The sequence below is a fragment of the Mesorhizobium sp. IMUNJ 23232 genome, from assembly GCF_044326205.1.
Taxonomy (GTDB): Bacteria; Pseudomonadota; Alphaproteobacteria; order Rhizobiales; family Rhizobiaceae; genus Kumtagia.
In genome coordinates, this window is record NZ_JBIRCY010000004.1 from 240,036 (window position 1) to 259,383 (window position 19,348).

A 19,348-nucleotide genomic window follows, 5' to 3' on the forward strand; every position below is an offset into this window, starting at 1 on the left:
CCAAGACATTTTCATGCATCTGATCACCACCAACGCCGAACTCGAGACCGCCGTCGCCGCGCTGGCGAAGTCGGCCTTCGTCACCGTCGACACCGAATTCATCCGCGAGACGACGTTCTGGCCGGAATTGTGCCTTATCCAGATGGCCGCGCCGGGCGTGACAGCACTGGTCGACCCGCTGGCGCCCGACCTCGACCTCGCGCCGTTCTTCGCGCTGATGGCCAACGAGGCGGTGGTGAAAGTCTTCCACGCGGCGCGGCAGGACATCGAAATCATCCACCACCTCGGCGACCTGCTGCCGCATCCGGTGTTCGACACACAGGTGGCGGCGATGGTCTGCGGGTTCGGCGACAGCGTCTCCTATGACCAACTCGTCCAGAAGATCACCGGAGCGCAGCTCGACAAGTCGTCGCGCTTCACCGACTGGCGGCACAGGCCGCTCTCCGAAAAGCAGCTCACCTATGCGCTGGCCGACGTCACGCACCTCATCGACGTCTACAAGCACCTCGCCGCCGAACTGGAACGCGAAAAACGCGGGCATTGGCTGAACGAGGAGATGGACGTGCTGACCTCGCGCGAAACCTACGATCCCGATCCCGAAGACGCCTGGAAGCGGCTGAAGATGCGGCTGCGCAAGCCACAGGAGCTTGCCGTGGTGCAGGCGGTGGCGGCCTGGCGCGAGCGCGAGGCGCGCGACCGCAACGTGCCGCGCGGCCGGGTGATCAAGGACGACGCGGTCTACGAGATCGCCCAGCAGCAGCCGCGCGATACCACCGCGCTGTCGAGGCTGCGCACTGTCCCGAAAGGCTGGGAGCGGTCGGCGACCGCGACCGCCCTGCTGCAGGTGGTCAACACCGCGCTCGACCTGCCGAAGGACCAGATGCCGCGCCTGCCGAAGATGGCGCAGGCGCCGGAAGGGTCGAGCGCGGCGGCCGAGCTGCTGAAGGTGCTGCTGCGCCAGGTTGCCGAAAAGGAAGGCGTCGCGGCAAAAGTGCTGGCCTCCGGCGACGACATCGACCGCATCGCCGCCGAAGGCGAGGAAGCCGACGTGCCGGCCATGCATGGCTGGCGCCGCCAGGTGTTCGGCGACATCGCCGTGAAGCTGGTGCGCGGCGAGATCGCGCTGAAGTTCGACCGGCGCAAGGTTGCGGTGTTCGAACTCGCGCAGTAGCGGCTGCTGAGGTTCAGGTCGAACGGACTGAACCTCATCTCGCCTTGTTCGACTACATCCCGCCCGGATAGTTCGGGCTCTCGCGGGTGATCGTCACGTCATGCGCATGCTTCTCGCGCGGACCAGCGCTGGAGATGCGGAGACGGGCCGAGGCGCCGCGCTTGAAGACAAAATCCCGGAGCCGTGATAGGTCTAAAGTCAGCACAGCTAAGGATGCCGGCATGAACATCGTCGCCACCCGCGCCGCCGAAGGTTTTCCCCGCCGGTCTTTCACCGTGGCGGAGATTCGCCGCATGGTCGAGGCGGGCATCATCGCCGAGGACGAGAATTTCGAGCTGATCGACGGAGAAGTCGTGCCGATGTCGCCCAAGGGAAACCAGCACGAGGTGATCAAGGCCGCGCTCACCGAGGTCTTGGCGGCTCGCAAGCCGCATGATTTGCGCCTGGGCGTGGAGACCTCGCTCTACCTCGACGAACGGACCTTCGTCGAGCCGGATCTGTGCCTCTATCCGAAGCGAATCCTTCCTGAGGATGTACGTGGCGGCGACGTATTGCTTACCGTCGAGGTGGCGGCGTCCTCGATGTCCTATGACAGGGGACTGAAAGCCCAAATCTATGCCCGGCACGGTGTCCACGAGCTATGGGTGGTGGACGCGGGAACGCGTCAAACCTGGCTCCATCGGGGACCGAACCCGGATGGACAATGGACTAGCATCGAAAGGATCGGGGCCGGGACGCCGATTTCGCCCGCGGCGCTGACAGACATCACGATTAGGATGTCAGATCTGGACTGACCATTCCGCCGCGCCGGTGGGCTCACATCCCGCCCGAATAATTCGGGCTTTCGCGGGTGATCGTAACGTCATGCGCGTGGCTTTCGCGCAAGCCCGCGTTGGAGATGCGCACGAAGGTGGCGCGTTGCTGCAGGTCGGTCAGCGTGCGCGCGCCGACATAACCCATCGCCGCCTTCAGGCCACCGGCGAGCTGGTGCAGCACGCCTGATACCGGCCCCTTGTAGGGAACCTGGCCCTCGATGCCTTCCGGCACCAGTTTCAGCGTATCGCGCACCTCGGCCTGGAAATAGCGGTCGGCCGAGCCGCGCGCCATCGCGCCAACCGAGCCCATGCCACGATAGGCTTTGAACGAGCGGCCCTGGTAGAGATAGACTTCTCCGGGGCTCTCGTCGGTGCCCGCAAGCAGCGAGCCGATCATCGCGGCCCCTGCCCCGGCCGCCAGCGCCTTCGCCAGGTCGCCGGAATATTTGATGCCGCCGTCGGCGATCACGGTGACGCCCGACTTCATGGCGGTCTCGGCCGCCGACATCACGGCCGAAAGCTGCGGCACGCCGACACCCGCCACGATGCGCGTCGTGCAGATCGAGCCGGGGCCGATGCCGACCTTGACGGCGTCGGCGCCCGCATCGATCAGCGCCTGGGCGCCGGCTGATGTGGCGATGTTGCCGGCCATGATACGCACCGAGTTGGACAGTTTTTTCGCGCGGGTCACTGCGTCGAGCACGCGCTGCGAATGGCCGTGCGCGGTGTCGATGACCAAAAGGTCGACACCCGCCGCGATTAGCCGCTCGGCGCGCTCGAAACCGTCCTCGCCGACGCTTGTGGCGGCCGCCACGCGCAGGCGGCCCTGCGCGTCCTTGGTGGCATGCGGGTTGAGCTGCGACTTCTCGATGTCCTTCACCGTGATCAGGCCGACGCAATTGCCGTCCGGATCGACGACCAGCAGTTTTTCGATGCGGCGCTGGTGCAGAAGGCGCTTGGCCTCGGTCTGGTCGACGTTTTCCTTGACCGTGACCAGATTGTCCTTGGTCATCAATTCGTAGACCTTCTGGTCCGGATCGGTGGCGAAACGCACGTCGCGGTTGGTCAATATGCCGACCAGCCGGCCGACGATCTGGCCGCCCTTGCCACCGCCCTCGACGACGGGAATGCCCGAGATCGAATAGGTGCGCATCAGCGCCTGCGCGTCGGCCAGCGTCGCTTCGGGGCCGATGGTGACCGGGTTCACCACCATGCCGGATTCGAATTTTTTCACCTGCCGCACCTGCTCGGCCTGCTCGACCGGCGAAAAATTGCGGTGGATGACACCGATGCCACCGGCCTGCGCCATGGCGATGGCCAGCCGCGCCTCGGTCACGGTGTCCATGGCGGCCGACAGGATCGGGATGTTCAGGTCGATGTCGCCGGCGATGCGGGTGCGCACGTCGGTCTCGCCCGGCAGCACTTCCGAGTGCTCGGGCTGCAGCAGCACATCGTCGAAAGTGAGCGCCAGCGCCCCGGTTGCGGTCTCGATAATCTGCGCCATTGCCATTCCTCAAAACGTGAAGCGGGCGCTGGGGCCCTATGGCCGGCGCCGACTCTTGATCTTCCCTTTCAGGATTGGCACGGGCTGGTAACACGTCCGCGACAGCTTGGAAAGCCGCTCACGCAAGGCGGTCGCCCGAATATCCGCAGGGACTCCGCGGAGTTGGCACACGGCATTGCATAGACCTTCCCCGTTGCCACGCTGCCTTTCGGCCCTGGCCATTGTCAAAGAACACTCCCCGCCGCGGAGGGAGAAGTCGGGAAGCGGGCGCGAAAAGCCTTGCCTCACAGACTAACAATATGGCGCAACTCATGCGCCCGCCGGCGATTTTTGGCCTCGTCCCGTTCCGCTTCGCCTTGCTCCGGCTCCGGCATTAACGCCTCGGCTGGCCCGGTCTTAAGCACTCGTCCAGTGCGCCCCGACCGTAGTGTCGGGGGAGGAACCTTCGGACGCGGCCTCCCCGGCCATGCTGCTTCGTCGGCAGCATGACGGAGGCGCCGGTTCCTCCCCGCTAACGAACGACTCCGGAAGCGTTCCCGGCGGGAGAAACTGCGCAGAAGTATGCGCGCGATTTTGGTGGCGGGGATAAAATGCGCTAAAAATTATTGTCCGATAAAATATAAGACCATCAATTCAACAGGTTAGAAAAATTCTCGCTCTTTCCGAGAGGCTTCCTGTCCCCTTTTTTGAACCCTCTCCAAGGCTCTCCGCGACGTGGCGCGATCTACCCCGCTTAGCGCCGCATGCGGACGTGATGCACTGCCTCCGCCCGGACCCAGAACTCTGTCCGCATCATGCCCGACTCGCCCGAACGCTCAGCCACCGATCATCGGGCCTTCCGATGCACCGACGTACCTCACCGACGATCCAACCGGCGTCTGCGAGTGCGGATCGCAGGGCAGGCTCGCGCCAGTACGTCTCGACGTAGCGCCGGGGCGCTGCAGCGCTGCCGTGTGTGGACACATCCTCGCCATCGCCCTCCCTGACCGAGGCGTGCAGTCGGCCACCCGTCCGGGTCGCCTCGGCAAGCCGTCCAAGCACCATGCCGAAATCCTCTCGCGCGACATGGATCAGGCAGGCGCAGGCCCAAATCCCGTCGTACGGCGTGCCGGGACGCCGCGAGTCGGCCAGGTCGTCGGTCAGCGGGTCCAACGGGTCGGCCTCGAAGCCACTCTCGCGAAGCAGTTCGACAAAACCCTTGGAAATGTCGGTGCGCCGGACGCTGATCCCCCGCTTCTCAAGCTCAAGCGCATCTCGCCCGCCACCGCTTCCGATCTCCAGCACCCTGCCCGAGCCACCCAGTTCGGTCACGAACGCATCGATCTCTGTCGCGACCCACTTGGGCATCGCCGCGGCCTCGGCAGCGTAGTCCGCTGCGACCGCATCATACGACCGCACGGTGTCCCGGTCGGTGCTCATCCTGGCGGTCCTCCCTCACGACGTTGCGCCTTCACATTTTCGGCAGTTGGTGACATCGCGGGCGATTTGCCTGCAGCCATAGCAGAAATTCGATCTGAGACACTAAACATGCCGCACCCAATCCGCCTCATTCTACCGGGGTCGTCCTTCGGCCCCATCGGGCTTCGTCTTGTCCGAGCCACCAGCCAGACCTGCGACGAAGCCCTCGACGTTGACCCAAACCTCTCCGGCAGAATGAGGCCGATTGGGTGCGACACGTTTTTAGCAGCAGGGTTCGGTTTCAATGGCGAGCAGTTGCTGGCGCTGGCGATCCGCGACTGCTTCCGCAACGACCTCCGCTACGTCGCTGACGCGATGGGCTTTGGCGTTGCGACCGGCCACAGGCCAACGGCTCCCCAACCGAAAACTTCACATCAATGTGAGCCGCTGGCGCGGTGCGTTTGCCGGCCCTGGCCTCCTGCCGCTTGCCGGCTCCTGCCCTACATGCGATTGCGTATCACCCGCCCGGTCCGAAATTTCACCCGGACCACGACAACGACCGGAACTTCAAGTTGCAACGTACCGTCCCGCTGATTCTCGCGGTCGCCCTGTTCATGGAGAACATGGATTCGACGGTGATCGCGACATCACTCCCGGCAATCGCCAAGGATATCGAGACCAGCCCGATCGCGCTCAAGCTGGCGCTGACCGCCTATCTCGTCTCATTGGCCATCTTCATTCCGATCAGCGGCTGGATGGCCGACCGCTACGGCGCGAAGAACATCTTTCGCGCCGCAATCGCCGTCTTCGTCGTCGGCTCAGTCGCCTGCGCGGTATCCAATTCGCTCGAGGCGTTTGTCGGGGCACGTTTCCTGCAGGGCATGGGCGGCGCCATGATGACGCCCGTGGGACGACTTGTGCTGGTGCGCTCGACGCCGAAGAGCGACCTCGTCGCGGCGATGTCGTGGCTGACGATACCGGCGCTCGTCGGACCCCTGGTCGGCCCGCCGGTCGGCGGTTTCATCACGACCTACCTGTCGTGGCACTGGATTTTTCTGATCAACGTCCCGATCGGCATTCTGGGGATTTTGCTGGCAACCCGGTTCTTGCCGGCCTTCGAACCGGTAATCACAGCTCCGCTGGATTTCCGGGGTTTCGTGCTCAGCGGCCTTGCGGCGTCGGGCGTGGTGTTCGGGCTTTCCGTGGTCAGCCTGCCCGCGCTGCCCCCCGCCGTGGGTCTTGGCGCCGTGGTTCTCGGCATCATCTCCGGCCTGCTCTATTTCGCGCACGCAAGGCGCAAGGAGAAACCGCTGCTGGCGCTCGACCTGTTCCGCAACCAGGTGTTCCGGGCCTCGGTGCTCGGCGGCGGGCTGTTTCGCATCGGCATCGGCGCGGTCCCGTTTCTGCTGCCGCTGATGTTCCAACTGGCCTTCGGCCTGACGCCCTTCGAGTCGGGCATGATCACCTTCGTCACCGCCATCGGCGCCATCGGCATGAAATTCGTCACCACATGGATTTTTCGCACCGTCGGTTTCCGGCGCGTGCTCATCGGCGGCTCGCTGGTCGCGGCGCTGTCGATCGCGGTCAACGGGTTTTTCACCCCGCAGACGCCCTATCTTGTGATCATTGCCGTCATCCTGGCCGGCGGCTTCATCCGCTCGATGTTCTTCACCGGCGTCAACGCGCTGGCCTATGCCGACATCCCACCGGAGGAAACCAGCCGCGCCACGCCGATCACCGCGGTCGCGCAGCAATTGTGCATCGCGCTCGGCGTCGCGCTGGCCGGCGGAATTTTGGAGGTGCAAGCCAGCCTGAGCGGCGGCGTGCTGACGCTGGGCGCTTTCCACGTCGCGTTCTTCATCGTCGCGGCCGTCTCGGCGTCCGCCTGCTTCTCGTTCTACCGGCTCACCCCCGATGCCGGCAATTCGGTCTCCGGCTATCGCGCGCCATCGATCAAGGCGATGGATGCACAGGCTGGCGACCGCGGGCCAGTTACGGCACCTCCGGCTCCCCGCGCCCCTTGAATTCGCGCGCCAGCAGATAGAGTTCGACCGATTCGTCACGGGAGGCCGGCGGCTTGACGTGGTGGACCGAGCGGAAGTTCTGCTTCAGGCGGGTCAGCAACTCGGCTTCGGTGCCGCCCTGAAAAGTCTTGGTGAGGAAATGGCCGCCGGGCCGAAGCACGGAGATGGCGAAGTCGGCGGCGACCTCGCACAGATGCATGGTGCGCAAATGATCGGTCCGCCGGTGGCCAGTGGTTGGCGCGGCCATGTCGGAGAGCACGATGTCGGGCGCGCCGCCCAGTGCCTCTGCAAGCCTGGCCGGCGCATCGTCGTCGAGGAAATCCATCTGGAGCAGCGTCGCGCCCGGCACCGCATCCATCTCCAGATAGTCGATGCCGACCACGCCGGGCTGCTCCAGAGAGGAATGCGTGCGCGCCGCGGCCACCTGGCACCAGCCGCCAGGTGCTGCGCCCAGGTCGATGACCCGCATGCCGGGCTTCAGCAGATGATATTTGTCGTCGATCTCGATCAGCTTGTAGGCGGCGCGCGAGCGATAACCCTCTGCCTTGGAGCGCTGCACATAGGGATCGTTCATATGGCGCTGCAGCCAGCGGCGGGACGATTCCTTGAGGCTGCTGTTCTTGATGCGCGTCTTCAGAGCGCGGGTCGCCCCCGGCTTTCCCTGTTTGTCCTTCATGGCCGGCCCCCCCATTGCTGGGGACGCCGCCAGACGCCCTCTTCCGCCATCATTTCGCTCAATATGCCTTCGCGCAGGCCGCGGTCGGCAACGCGCAGCCGAGGCGACGGCCAATGCGCGCGGATCGCCTCCAGGATGGCGCAGCCGGCCAGAACCAGGTCGGCACGGTCGGCGCCGATGCAGGGATTGGCCACGCGCTGCTGGAAATCCCAGCCGAGCAGTTTTGCAATCATGCGGTCGACATTGTCGTTGTCGAGCCAGAGGCCGTCGACGCGGCGGCGGTCGTAACGCTCCAGTTCCAGATGCACGCCGGCAAGCGTGGTGACGGTGCCGGAGGTGCCGAGCAGATGGAAGCGCGAGCCCTTCATCAGATGGCTGACGCGGTGGCGCCCGTCGAAGGCGTCGATCATGGCCGTCACGTCGGCGACCATCGCCGCGAAGGTTTCCGGCGTCACGTCGCGGCCGCCATAACGCTCCGCCAGCGAAACCACACCGACTGGCAGCGACGTCCAGGAGACGATGTGGTTGGAAAGCCGCGGGGTGCGGTGGCGCGACAGGTCGATGAGGGCGATCTCCGAGGAGCCGCCGCCGATGTCGAACAGCACGACCGCATCGGTATCGCGCTCGACCAGCGGGCCGCATCCGGACACGGCGAGCCGCGCCTCGGTCTGCCGGTCGATGATCTCCAGCTCGATCCTAGCTTCCTCGCGCACACGGTCGAGGAACTCGGCGCCGTTCTCGGCGGCGCGGCAGGCTTCGGTGGCGACTAGGCGGGCGCGGCGGATCGAGCGGTTGCGCAGCTTGTCGCCGCAGACCTTCAGCGCCTCGACGGCGCGATCCATCGCGGCCTCGCTGAGCCGCCCGGTGGCGGACAGGCCTTCGCCCAATCGCACGATGCGGGAATAGGCGTCGACCACCCGGAACTGGCCCGGACGCCCGGGCGTCGCGACCAGAAGCCGGCAATTGTTGGTGCCGAGATCGAGTGCGGCGAAGATCGGCCCGTCGCGTCCGTTGGCCGGGCCGCCCCGCTCCCACGGGCGTCCCGAAGGTTCCAGCGGAGGCGCCGGAATCCTGATCGGCGCCGGCGCCTCGGCAGGCGGCGGTTCAGGCACAGCGGCGGCAGCTTGCGGATTTTGCGGCGAAGTCCCTGGCGCAAAAACCTTCCGGCCGCGTTTGCGCTTGCGCCGCTTTCTGCCTTTCCTTGCCGGAGCGCCGTCCGCCGGACCCAGCCGGGCGGGGTCGAACCCGTCGGCACCCTTCGGATACCGTGGAGGCTCTTCACCTGAAACGCGAACAGGCGCCGCAGGGCTTTCGGACACCCCGTCTCCCCGCGCCCTCGCGCCGGTTTCAGGGTCTTCCACCTAAAAATTCCTTCCAGCACCGCGCGAACCGATGGAGCGCCGCGGGGCCACATATCTTGCGTTGGTCGGACCATAACAGCGGAGCGGCGGATCACCAAGCGGATTGTCCGAATTGTCGCAACGCCTTGCGGGAGGGCGTTCCGGCATCCTATCCTTCCGTATCCGAGACCAAGCTCCAGAAACATGCCGGCAAACGATCGATGATCACCACGCGATGAAGCTTAGGACCTATTTCTGGCCCGCTGTCGGCCTCATCGCCGTCGGCTTCTCGATATGGCTGCTCTACAACGAACTGCGCGGCATCTCGCTGGACGATCTGGGTGACGGTCTGACCGCCATCCCCGCGCATCGCTGGGTGCTGGCGGCGTGCAGTTCGGTCGTCGCCTATGCCGCGCTGGCTGGCTACGACCACATCGCGCTGACCCATCTCGGCAAGAAGGTGCCGTTCGGCTTCATCACCGTCTGCTCCTTCACCACCTATGCGCTGGCGCACAATATCGGCGGATCGGTGCTGTCCGGCGCGGTGATCCGCTACCGCGCCTATGCCACGCAAGGCCTCTCCGGACAGGAAGTCGGCGTGCTGGTGGCGCTCTGCTCCTTCACCTTCGTGCTCGGCGCGATGCTGCTCGGCGCGTTCCTGCTGCTGATCGAACCCGAGGTGTTCGACGGCTTCGTGCATTTCATGCCGGTCTCGGCGACGCGGCTGACCGGGCTTGGGCTGCTTTTGCTGGTCGGGCTCTATATTTTCGGAAGCTGGCTGCAATTCAGGCCGCTGAAGATCGGAAAATTCGCCATCCTCTATCCCCGGCTGCCGATCGTGGCGCGGCAACTGGTGATCGCTCCGATCGAGCTGATCGGCGCGGCCGGCATCATCTATTTCGCGCTTCCCGAGGCCGGCAATCCGGGTTTCATGGTGATCCTCGGCGTCTTCGTGGTCTCTTTTTCAGCGGCGCTGATCTCGCATGCGCCTGGAGGATTGGGCGTGCTGGAGATCGTCTTCATCGCCGGCCTTTCGCAGATGGATCCCGTGGCGGTGCTCTCCGCGCTGCTGGTGTTCCGATTGTTCTACCTGATCATTCCCCTGCTGCTGGCGCTTGTGGTGGTGCTGGCGTTCGAGCGCTCGCGGTTCGGGCGGGATTGAACGCCCAATCCGGGAGAACATGCCGGACGGCATCGACACGGCGATAGCCATCACGCCCGTGCAGATACAACACCCGCCTGGCTTGAAGATGGGTCGCGGCTCCGGCACCGACCCGGGCCGACGCTCGATCGCATCCGGCAACGCCGGGTCGGTTCTCGCCGGAAATCGACAACTCGGAATTGCCGCGGCGCAAGCACACGTATATCGTGCATGGGGACGCGGTCAGCGCGCGAACCCAGGCTCACCGCTCGATGTAGTTTTTCTTTACAAACTCTTCCGATAGCGCATCGCGACCCGCGCCGCCGTCTGCTTCAGATCCAAGGGGGGATTCCTGTCATGCCCGTCAACGCCAGTTCGCTTACTCGCATCTCGGTCGACAGCGGCGGCACCAGCGCCAACAATGTTGCCACCGGCGGCGTGATGTCAGCCGACGGCCGCTACGTCGTGTTCCAGAGCACGGCGACCAATCTGGTGGGCGGCGACCTCAACGGTTTCTTCGATGTCTTTCTGCGCGACACGGTGACCGGCACCACGACGCTGCTTTCGACCGCGACCGGCGGCACGCAGGGCAACAACGTCTCCAGCGTGGCGGCGATCACCGATGACGGCCGCTTCGTGTTCTTCAACAGCACGGCGACCAACCTCGTCGGCGGCGACACCAACGCCGCATTGGACGTCTTCATGCGGGACACGCTGACGGGCGTGACCACCCGGGTCTCGACGGCGTCGGACGGCAGCCAGGCGAACGGCGCCAGCCAGAATGTCGACGTCACCGGCAACGGCGCCTTCATCGGCTTCCAGAGCACCGCGACCAACCTGGTGGCCGGCGACAGCAACGGTTTCAGCGATGTCTTCGTCAAGAACCTGTCGACCGGCCTCGTCACCCGCGTCTCCGTGGCGGACGACGAGTCGCAGGCCAACGGCAACTCCCTGGTGGCCCGCCTGTCCGACGACGGCAACCGCGCCTCCTTCGTCAGCACCGCCAGCAATCTGACAGCGAACGACACCAACGGCGCCGTAACCGATATCTTCGTCCGCGACATCGCCGCCGGCACCACCACTCTGGCTTCCGTCTCAACCGTCGGCGGGTCGGGAGACGGCCAGTCCTCCGGCGCCTCGATCTCCGGCAACGGCCGCTACGTCGTGTTCCAGAGCGATGCGACCAATTTGGTCGCCGGCGACACCAACGGCACCACCGACGTCTTCGTCCGCGACCTGCAGACCAACACCACCACCCGGGTGTCCACCGCCACCGACGGCAGCCAGAGCAACGACCTGTCGGGCCAGGCGGTGATCTCGGCCGACGGACGCTACGTCGTCTTCTTCAGCCTCGCCAGCAATTTGGTGCAGGGCGACACCAACGGGCTGCGCGACATTTTCCTGAAGGACATGGTGACCGGCAACGTGACGCGCCTGTCCGTCGCCGCCGACGGGAGCGAGCTCAACGACCTCTCGAACACGCCCTCGATCTCGGCCGACGGCCGCTACGTCACCTTCCAGACGCAGGCGACCGACACCGGCGTGGGCGCCGAGGGCAACGGCACCGGCTTCGACGTGTTCCGGATCTCGCTCGCCGCGTCGGCCGGGGCCGACCGCATGATCGGCTCCGACGGCAACGACAGCATCGACGGTCTGGCGGGCGACGACATAATCACCGGCGGCTTCGGCAACGACACCCTCACCGGCGGCGCGGGGGCCGATAGCCTCGATGGCGGCGGCGGCACGGACACCGTCGACTATTCCGCTTCGTCCGCGGCCGTGAGCGTCGACCTCGTCGCCGGTACCGGCGCGAGCGGCGACGCCCAGGGCGACACGGTGACGGGTTTCGAGAACGCCATAGGCTCGGCCTTCAACGATTCGTTGACCGGTACTGGCACGGGCACCCTCAACGGTCTGGCCGGCAACGATATCCTGAGCGGCGGCACGACACTGAACGGCGGGACCGGCAACGACACCTTGCTCGCCGGCGCTTCGGCCGAAACGCTGGATGGCGGGGCCGACAGCGACACGGTCAGCTATGCAGGCGCGGCGGCGGGCGTCACCGTCGACCTCGGCAGCGGCACCACCGGCGGCGGTGCCAGCGGCGACGCGCTGTTCGGCATCGAGAACCTCAAGGGCTCGATCTTCGCCGACGTGCTCACCGGCACCGCTGGTGACAACATTCTCAACGATGGCGGCGTCGGTGGGTCGGACACACTGACCGGCGGCGGCGGCAACGACAGCTATTCGGTCTACAATGCCGGAGCCGTCATTGTCGAAGTCGGCGGCGAGGGCGTCGACCGCGTCAACGCCGGCGTGAACTACGTGCTGGCCAGCGGCGTCAGCGCCGAATATCTGAACACGACATCGCTCAACGCCACCTATGCCGTCAACCTCACCGGCAACGAGTTCGTGCAGCTGGTGCGCGGCAATGACGGCGCCAACGTGCTCGACGGCGCCGGCGGCGACGACTGGCTGTGGGGCATGGGTGGGGCCGACACCTTCAGCTTCTCCACCGCGCTCGGCGCTGGCAATGTCGACCGCATCGCCGACTTCAGCGTGACTGACGATCAGATCCAGCTCGACAGTGCGATCTTCACCGCGCTCGGGGTCGGAGCGTTGGACGCCTCGGCGTTCAAGGACAGTTTCCTTGGCCCGCGCGATGCAGACGACCGCATCTTCTACAATTCGAACACGGGTTCGCTGTTTTACGACGCGGACGGAACGGGCAATGATTTCACAGCGGTGAAATTCGCCATGCTCGTGCCGGGCCTCGCCCTCACCGCCGCGGATTTCACGGTGATCTGACCGTAGGTTGGGTGATTGTGGCGCGCCGCCGGGGCTCGCCAGGCAGGTTCGGCCGGCTTCGCCGATGGATGGCCGGTCCATGCATTTCAAGGTCATCCGTCGGGTCAGACATAAATGTCTGCCCGACGCTGGGATCTTGTGAGAGACGGTTCCAAGGCTGACGAAACTCAAGGCCGCTGGCCGGGGTGGTGGGGCGGCTGGGCCAGCGGCCCGGAACGGCCTGGCAGTGTCCGCAGCCCGTCCCTTCGAACAGGAAACACATATTCATGATTGCTAATTGATAAATGTATGCCGCCGACGCCAAATTGACTGACGTCGGCGGCATGAACCAGTCGGGCTGAAGTCACCATGATCTTGGGTGATTGAATCCAGCAACTCCCCCACCCTCTGGTTCAACTGTATTTGTGAAAAAGCTCGCGGTCGAAATGCTCCTGGTTGCCTGTCCTGCTCAGAGGAAGACCGCTGGACCTTACCCAACCCGCCAAGGTCCAGCGATCCTCCATTCCCGATTTGGTACATCGAGACCCGCCAGAGGCTGGTGATCTCATACATTGCAACTGCCATGCCAACAAAAGCTGGACTTGTCGTTGGAGTGCTCGCCACAATCGCTCACGGTCCAACCCGGCGGCCAGGATGCCCCAAGGTTAGCGGTCCGGCAGCTATCCAGACCGCAGGAGAAAGCATAAAAGGCCAACCGGGACCACTGGGAGGAACACAGCGGCCCAGGCCGCCGGCTCCTTACCCACCCCCCACCCCGTGGGCCGGCGGCCACTTCATCTTAGCGCGATCGCCTTCCGGCTGGCGGAGGTCAAACTCGCCGGGCCGTCACCCACCCTGTCGGAGGCCCGGCGAGCTTCCCGATTTGGCACATCGGGGCCAGAACACGTCTGGTTATCCTCATACGCCTGACAAGCCTTGCCGGTTTTCAGATTGTGTGCGTGCAGGCGCGAATATCGGACGGCTCCCTACGATCACCCGCCAATTGAAACCTGTCGTGGTAGCGAGTAAATTCAATTATAACCTTAGCGCGAGGCGCTATGGAAGCCGATCATCTCACAATGCGGTCGGCTGGATTTGTTTATGACCTTTGTCGAGACGGCAGCGGCCAATTTTGTTTAACTGATCCAGCAGATGTACTTTGGGAGGGCAAGATGAATGGGCCTGGCGGCGAGCCGCGCCCTTGGGCATGGGTGCTCTGGCTCTGGGTATTTCTGGCCGGCTGTGGTGGGGCCTATCTCGTGAGATACGCTAATTTCTGAGAGCAGTGGCCTGCAAAGATCGATGATCGAGACAGGAGCGACCCTGCTCACCGGCGGACCGGACAACGCCGCCGCGCAGAAGCGCCTGGTTAAGGAGGCGATCGTCTTCATCAACGACAACGCTCGTCGAAGCCAGCGCGCCACAACTCAGGAAATTTGTCTTTCGTGCGCGAAACACCGCCTTCAAACGTTGCACGCGCGCGAGCGTTGGTCCGGGGTCGGTATCGCGTGACACAAGCCGAATGAACTCGATCCATGCGCGCTCGTTCTCGGTCAGGCAGAAGGATTTCGGAATAGTGTGCACGGACAAGACCTTCATTTGCCGAACACCGCCCGTAGCGCGCGCCGCGCCTTGATGGTCAGCGTCGGATCGGAATGATCCGACACGTCACGCAATTCCTCGATCCAGGCGGCCTCGTTGGCGGAGACGGCGATCTCCCTCACGACGACCGCCAGCGCATTGTCCTGCTGCTCGAGCGCCAGGACGAACAGTCGGGCCGGGTCGCTCTCCAGGGATTTCGCGAGAGCGGGAACCCGATCGAGCGGTAGCCTGCTGGTGCCGCTCTTGATCATGGAGAGCATGTTGACGGACAGGAAGCCGGCTTCGTCAGCGATCTGCTTCTGTGATTTTCGGGGACGCAGTTCGAGGATCCGTTTGACCGATCGCTCGTGAGCGCGACAAACCCCGCCGCCATACGAGGAGTAATATAGCCGAGCGGACGCCTGGTTCGCCTGCTCGGCCCGAGTCATTCCTGCGTTCGCATACCTCTGATGGGCAAGCGCCCGGATAGGCAAGCCCGGTGCCAACGCTACATCCGATTCCGCTTCTTCTTGCGCCAGGGAGCGTTGACTTCCCAGTCGCCCGCCATGATGCAGCCGTGAGGCAGCACCTCGTCAACGATCTCAGCGAGGCCGTAGCGCTCGATCTGGCGGCGCACCGCCGCTGCGCTCTTGTAGGCGCTCGGCAGTTCCGAGATGTCGGTAATGCCGCAGAAGAAGCGCGCGTCGATGCCCTTCGTCTCCTCGGCGAAGATGTCGCCATCGCTGCGTCCGGCCTGCATGCGCTTGTGCTGGGTCCGCGAAAAGTTGCGCCCCGCGCCATGTGGCGAGAAGCCCAAGCCGTTCGCGGAATCCTTGCCGCGCACGATCAGAACTGGTTCCGCCATGTTGAGCGGGATCAGCGTCAGATCGGTCGCGTCATGCGCCCAGCCATCGAAAGCGGGCGTCGCTCCTTTGCCGTGGTAGAACAGCCCGTCGGAGCGACGGAAGACGAAGTTGTGCTCGTTCCAGAAGCGGTCCGCGACTTTGGCCGACAGTTTTTCGGTCGCCATGTCATGGATCAGCATGTGGTTCTGCTTCGTCCATTCGCGGATCGCCTGCAGCGCTTCCCAATAGTCTTCGCCCTCTTGGCTGTCGGCGGGTATCCAGGCGTTCTGCGGCAGCGTCTCGGGCGAAAGCTGGCGGCGGTAGCCATCGGCGATCTTCATGCCCTTGGAATAGAGACGGGCTCCCGGTGCCCGCGAGCCATGGTGCGTCACCAATGCCGTCTCGCCGCTCGACTTCAGCGTGCCGACGTAAGCGAAATGGTTGCCGTCACCCTGCGTGCCGAAGTGCTCGATGGCCGCGCTTGTCACATCGCGCAACAGCGGGTTCGCGTCGAAGCGCTCGAACAACGCCTGGGACGGCCGGATCTGCTGGCCGCGTGGCCGTCCGCCCGGGCCGAAATGCGTGACCGCGTGCACGGCATCGAGCAGCGCGGCCGGCGCCACGCCCGGAAAAGTCGAGATCGCCATCGAGCAGCAAATGTCGGCCGAGTGCATGCCGGGGTGGATCGCCTCGGAAGCAACGATGCCACCGACCGGGATGGTGCCCGATGGACCGGCCGGACAGGCGTCGGGCATGATCGCACCCGCGCGGATCACCGGCGTGCGCATCAACTCAGCCATGCTCTTTGATACCGCCTCGATGTTCGCCTGCTCGTCCGGCGTCTCCGCCTCGATGTTGACATGGAACGGAAGTTGGCCGGCGATGCGCAGCGGCGTCGACGGCGGAGGCGCGAAACCGCGCGCCGTTTCCAGCGCCTCGTCGAGCGAGCCGCCTCGCTCCAGCACGGCATTGGCCGCGACAAGTGCCTTGCCGAACCACTTGCCCTGCGCCAGTCCGGCGTTGATCAGATCCTGGCCGCTCATCGTTTCAGTCATGGTCATCACCTTCCAACAAATTCACCAAATTATGCCGAGGAACGGCAAGGGGCAGTCAGACATCGATTTTCCGCCACTTCGCGCGAAGCAAAGGAAGGACTTGTACCTTCACGCCTTTCGGCACCCAGGTTGAGGGCCGCGTCTACGTGTAGTCCCACAGGCATCCGTCCATCGGACGGGTCGGGCGACAAGACCTTGCGGGACAACCGAAAGACCCGAAGGTCCGCCGGGCGGGTTCGAACCGCCGTTTGCCAATGTAGTCCCGTATGCATTCGCCCTTCCCGCGACTGGCGACGAGGATCGGCAGGACGTCTACCGAGCTACTCTCCGTCCCGAAGAAGGAGAGGGGCGGCTTGAACGCCCGACCTCCCGCCACTTGCGCGGCGGGCGCTCCATCCCTGTAGCCCTACCTGCATTCGCCATTCGCCGCGACCGGCAACGAGATCGGCGGGACGATTTGCTGCGCCACTTCCGCCCTGCGGCGAAGGAGTGAATCGAACACCCGACCTCCCGCTCTCGCGGGCGCGCTACCTGTAGTCCCGCCGGCATTTGCCGATCATATCGTTCGCCGCGGCGACAAGGATGGACGAAACTCGAGAGTCCCGCTCGTGCCAGAGAGCGCCTGCGTCGGGTGAGGAGTCGAACCTCACGGAGCATCCCATCGTTTGGTGCTGTAGTTCCATCCGGCATTCGCCGCGGCTTTTCAGTGGTCGTGACGACAAGTCTGTTGCGAAACGTCTCTTCTGCTCTACCACCTGAGCTACGGACCCGACTTCGCGTCCGGCGGGCCTCGAAACCGCGACCTGAAGTTTGGATGTAGTTCCACACGCATTCGTCACGACTGACGAGAAGAAGGCGCAACGACAAGTCTTCGCGAAACCTTAACCTACCGCTCTGCCAGGCTGAGCCAAGATGCATGAAGCATCTGCGGTGTTGATTTCCACTGAGAAGTGACCCAGTCGACGGAGGTTTTTCCATCGAGAATTGACCCATGTTTGAAGCTCCTCCCACACGGCACGTGTGGGGGACATCGGAGTGATCGACATGGGGTTATTGAGCGTCATCCGACGCTGGCACTACCGAGACCATCTTTCGATCCGCAACATCTCGCGCCGAACCGGACTATCGAGGAACACCGTCCGCAAATATCTGCGCACGGACGGCGTTGAACCCCGCTTCAACGTCGCGGGCCGTTCCAGCAAGCTGGATCCTTACGCCGACAAGCTGTCGGCGATGCTGCGTGTGGAGACAGGCAAGTCACGCAAACAGAAGCGCACGATCAAGCAGCTGCATGCCGATCTGATCGTGCTCGGCTATGAGGGCTCCTACAATCGCGTTGCCGCCTTTGCCCGGGATTGGAAGGCCGCCCGCCAGCGCGAGCAGCAGACCTCCGGCCGTGGCACCTTCGTGCCCCTGGCGTTCGTGCCGGGGGAGGCGTTCCAGTTCGACTGGTCCGAGGATTGGGCGATCATTGGCGGGGAGCGCACCAAGCTGCAGGTCGCCCACGTCAAGCTGTCCTACAGCCGCGCCTTCATCCTGCGGGCCTATCTGCTGCAAACCCACGAGATGCTGTTCGACGCCCATAACCACGCATTCCGCGTGCTGGGCGGCGTGCCGCGCAGAGGCATCTACGACAACATGAAGACCGCCGTCGACAAGGTCGGCCGTGGCAAGCAGCGCCAGGTCAACATCCGCTTCTTGGCCATGGTCAGCCACTTCCTGTTCGAGGCGGAGTTCTGCAATCCGGCATCAGGCTGGGAGAAAGGACAGATTGAGAAGAATGTTCAGGACGCCCGTCATCGGCTCTGGCAACCCACACCCAACGTCCCCTCGCTCGGCGCCCTGAACGAGTGGCTCGAGACGCGATGCCGGGACTGGTGGAGCCTGATCCCACACGGGTCGCAACCCGGCACGATCGCCGACGTCTGGGCTGAGGAAGTCCGACATCTGATGCCGATGCCGCGGGCGTTCGACGGCTTCGTCGAATACAGCAAGCGTGTCTCGCCTACCTGCCTCGTCCATCTGGAGCGCAATCGCTACAGCGTCCCTGCGTCTTTCGCCAATCGACCCGTCAGCCTGCGGGTCTATCCCGAGCGCATCGTCGTGGTTGCCGAAGGCCAGGCCGTCTGCGAGCACCGCCGGGTCTTTGCCCGTTCCCATGATCGCCAGAGCCAGACGATCTACGACTGGAGGCACTATCTGGCCGTCGTGCAACGCAAACCCGGCGCCTTGCGCAATGGGGCTCCCTTTGTCGAACTGCCAGCCGCGTTCAGAACGCTGCAGCAGCACATGCTGAAGACGCCCGGCGGCGACCGCGAGATGGTCGAGATCCTGGCGCTGGTTCTGCAGCACGACGAACAGGCTGTGCTTGCAGCCGTCGAGATGGCTCTGGAGGCCGGCGTGCCTACCAAGACCCATGTTCTCAACCTGCTGCACCGTCTGGTCGACGGAAAGCCGTTCATCCCACCGGCCATCAAGGCTCCTCAGGCTCTGGCGCTGACCGCCGAACCACTGGCCAATGTCGAGCGCTATGACGCTCTGCGCCGGGCAAAGGAGGTGCGCCATGCGTCATAACCCGGCCAGCGGCGCCCTTGTCATCATGCTGCGCAGTCTCAAGATGTTCGGCATGGCCCAGGCCGTCGGAGAACTGACGGAACAGGGCTCTCCGGCTTTTGAGGCAGCGATACCAATCCTGTCGCAGCTCCTTAAAGCCGAGACGGCCGAACGCGAGGTGCGCTCGACCGCCTATCAACTCAAGGCAGCCCGCTTTCCCGTCTACCGCGACCTCAATGGCTTCGAGTTCGCCAGCAGCGAAGTCAATGAAGCTCTCGTGAAGCAGCTTCATCGCTGCGAGTTCATCGAGGATGCACACAATGTCGTCCTGGTCGGAGGCCCCGGCACCGGCAAGACGCATATCGCCACCGCCCTCGGCATCCAGGCGATCGAGCATCATCACAAGCGGGTCCGCTTCTTCTCGACTGTCGAACTCGTCAACGCCCTCGAACAGGAGA

Annotated in this window: 15 protein-coding genes; 8 read left to right on the forward strand and 7 right to left on the reverse strand. The window is 64.4% G+C overall.

Going from position 1 to position 19,348, the window contains the following annotated elements:
- Window positions 1-13: 13 nt before the first annotated feature.
- Window positions 14-1,171, forward strand: coding sequence for a ribonuclease D (gene rnd / locus ACH196_RS04795; protein ID WP_396645361.1), 1,158 nt, complete (start codon window positions 14-16; stop codon window positions 1,169-1,171).
- 52 nt (window positions 1,172-1,223) lie between these two features.
- Here rnd and ACH196_RS04800 read toward each other — a convergent pair whose 3' ends face one another.
- A complete protein-coding gene (locus ACH196_RS04800; RefSeq protein ID WP_396645395.1) occupies window positions 1,224-1,394 on the reverse strand; it encodes a hypothetical protein in 171 nt (56 codons plus the stop codon).
- On the opposite strand from ACH196_RS04800, the gene ACH196_RS04805 reads away from it, so the two are divergent.
- Window positions 1,393-1,965, forward strand: a complete 573-nt coding sequence (locus tag ACH196_RS04805; RefSeq protein ID WP_396645363.1) for a Uma2 family endonuclease — start codon at window positions 1,393-1,395, stop codon at window positions 1,963-1,965. The two genes, ACH196_RS04800 and ACH196_RS04805, sit on opposite strands and share 2 nt — an antisense overlap.
- A 22-nt stretch (window positions 1,966-1,987) precedes the next feature.
- Here the strand turns inward: ACH196_RS04805 and guaB are convergent, their stop codons facing one another.
- Complete coding sequence (guaB, locus tag ACH196_RS04810) at window positions 1,988-3,490, reverse strand: IMP dehydrogenase (protein WP_396645365.1); 1,503 nt, start codon at window positions 3,488-3,490, stop codon at window positions 1,988-1,990.
- Between the two features lie 792 nt (window positions 3,491-4,282).
- Complete coding sequence (locus tag ACH196_RS04815; RefSeq protein WP_396645367.1) at window positions 4,283-4,909, reverse strand: class I SAM-dependent methyltransferase; 627 nt, start codon at window positions 4,907-4,909, stop codon at window positions 4,283-4,285.
- A gap of 551 nt (window positions 4,910-5,460) precedes the next feature.
- Between ACH196_RS04815 and ACH196_RS04820 the strand changes: the two genes are divergently transcribed.
- Entirely contained in the window at window positions 5,461-6,912 is a 1,452-nt protein-coding gene (locus tag ACH196_RS04820) for an MFS transporter (RefSeq protein WP_396645369.1), read from the forward strand.
- Here ACH196_RS04820 and ACH196_RS04825 read toward each other — a convergent pair.
- Window positions 6,881-7,588 carry an RlmE family RNA methyltransferase gene (locus ACH196_RS04825; protein WP_396645371.1) on the reverse strand — a complete coding sequence of 236 codons (708 nt, stop codon included), beginning with the start codon at window positions 7,586-7,588 and terminating at the stop codon, window positions 6,881-6,883. The genes ACH196_RS04820 and ACH196_RS04825 overlap by 32 nt on opposite strands.
- On the reverse strand, window positions 7,585-8,949 hold the full coding sequence (locus tag ACH196_RS04830; protein WP_396645372.1) for a Ppx/GppA phosphatase family protein: 1,365 nt from the start codon (window positions 8,947-8,949) through the stop codon (window positions 7,585-7,587). Before ACH196_RS04830 ends, ACH196_RS04825 begins: the two co-directional genes overlap by 4 nt.
- Before the next feature lie 214 nt (window positions 8,950-9,163).
- On the opposite strand from ACH196_RS04830, the gene ACH196_RS04835 reads away from it, so the two are divergent.
- The 3 genes from ACH196_RS04835 to ACH196_RS04845 all read left to right on the forward strand — a co-directional run bounded on the left by ACH196_RS04835 (window position 9,164) and on the right by ACH196_RS04845 (window position 14,368).
- Window positions 9,164-10,090 (forward strand): lysylphosphatidylglycerol synthase domain-containing protein, encoded by a 927-nt coding sequence (locus ACH196_RS04835; RefSeq protein ID WP_396645373.1) that lies wholly within the window; start codon window positions 9,164-9,166, stop codon window positions 10,088-10,090.
- Between the two features lie 336 nt (window positions 10,091-10,426).
- Window positions 10,427-12,877: a beta strand repeat-containing protein gene (locus ACH196_RS04840; protein WP_396645374.1), complete on the forward strand. Its 2,451-nt coding sequence runs from the start codon at window positions 10,427-10,429 to the stop codon at window positions 12,875-12,877.
- Window positions 12,878-14,158: 1,281 nt separating this feature from the next.
- The gene (locus ACH196_RS04845; protein ID WP_396645375.1) at window positions 14,159-14,368 is read left to right on the forward strand and encodes a hypothetical protein; all 210 of its coding nucleotides are present in this window, start codon (window positions 14,159-14,161) and stop codon (window positions 14,366-14,368) included.
- Between the two features lie 83 nt (window positions 14,369-14,451).
- On the opposite strand, the gene ACH196_RS04850 is transcribed toward ACH196_RS04845, so the two are convergent.
- Both ACH196_RS04850 and ACH196_RS04855 read right to left on the reverse strand, forming a co-directional pair.
- Complete coding sequence (locus tag ACH196_RS04850) at window positions 14,452-14,943, reverse strand: helix-turn-helix domain-containing protein (RefSeq protein WP_396645376.1); 492 nt, start codon at window positions 14,941-14,943, stop codon at window positions 14,452-14,454.
- Between the two features lie 2 nt (window positions 14,944-14,945).
- Window positions 14,946-16,337 (reverse strand): RtcB family protein, encoded by a 1,392-nt coding sequence (locus ACH196_RS04855; protein WP_396645377.1) that lies wholly within the window; start codon window positions 16,335-16,337, stop codon window positions 14,946-14,948.
- Between the two features lie 1,044 nt (window positions 16,338-17,381).
- Between ACH196_RS04855 and istA the strand changes: the two genes are divergently transcribed.
- Entirely contained in the window at window positions 17,382-18,911 is a 1,530-nt protein-coding gene (gene istA / locus ACH196_RS04860; protein ID WP_396645393.1) for an IS21 family transposase, read from the forward strand.
- Window positions 18,901-19,348: ATP-binding protein (locus ACH196_RS04865; RefSeq protein WP_396645378.1), on the forward strand; the 448-nt coding region annotated here is incomplete at its 3' end. The genes istA and ACH196_RS04865, both read left to right, overlap by 11 nt.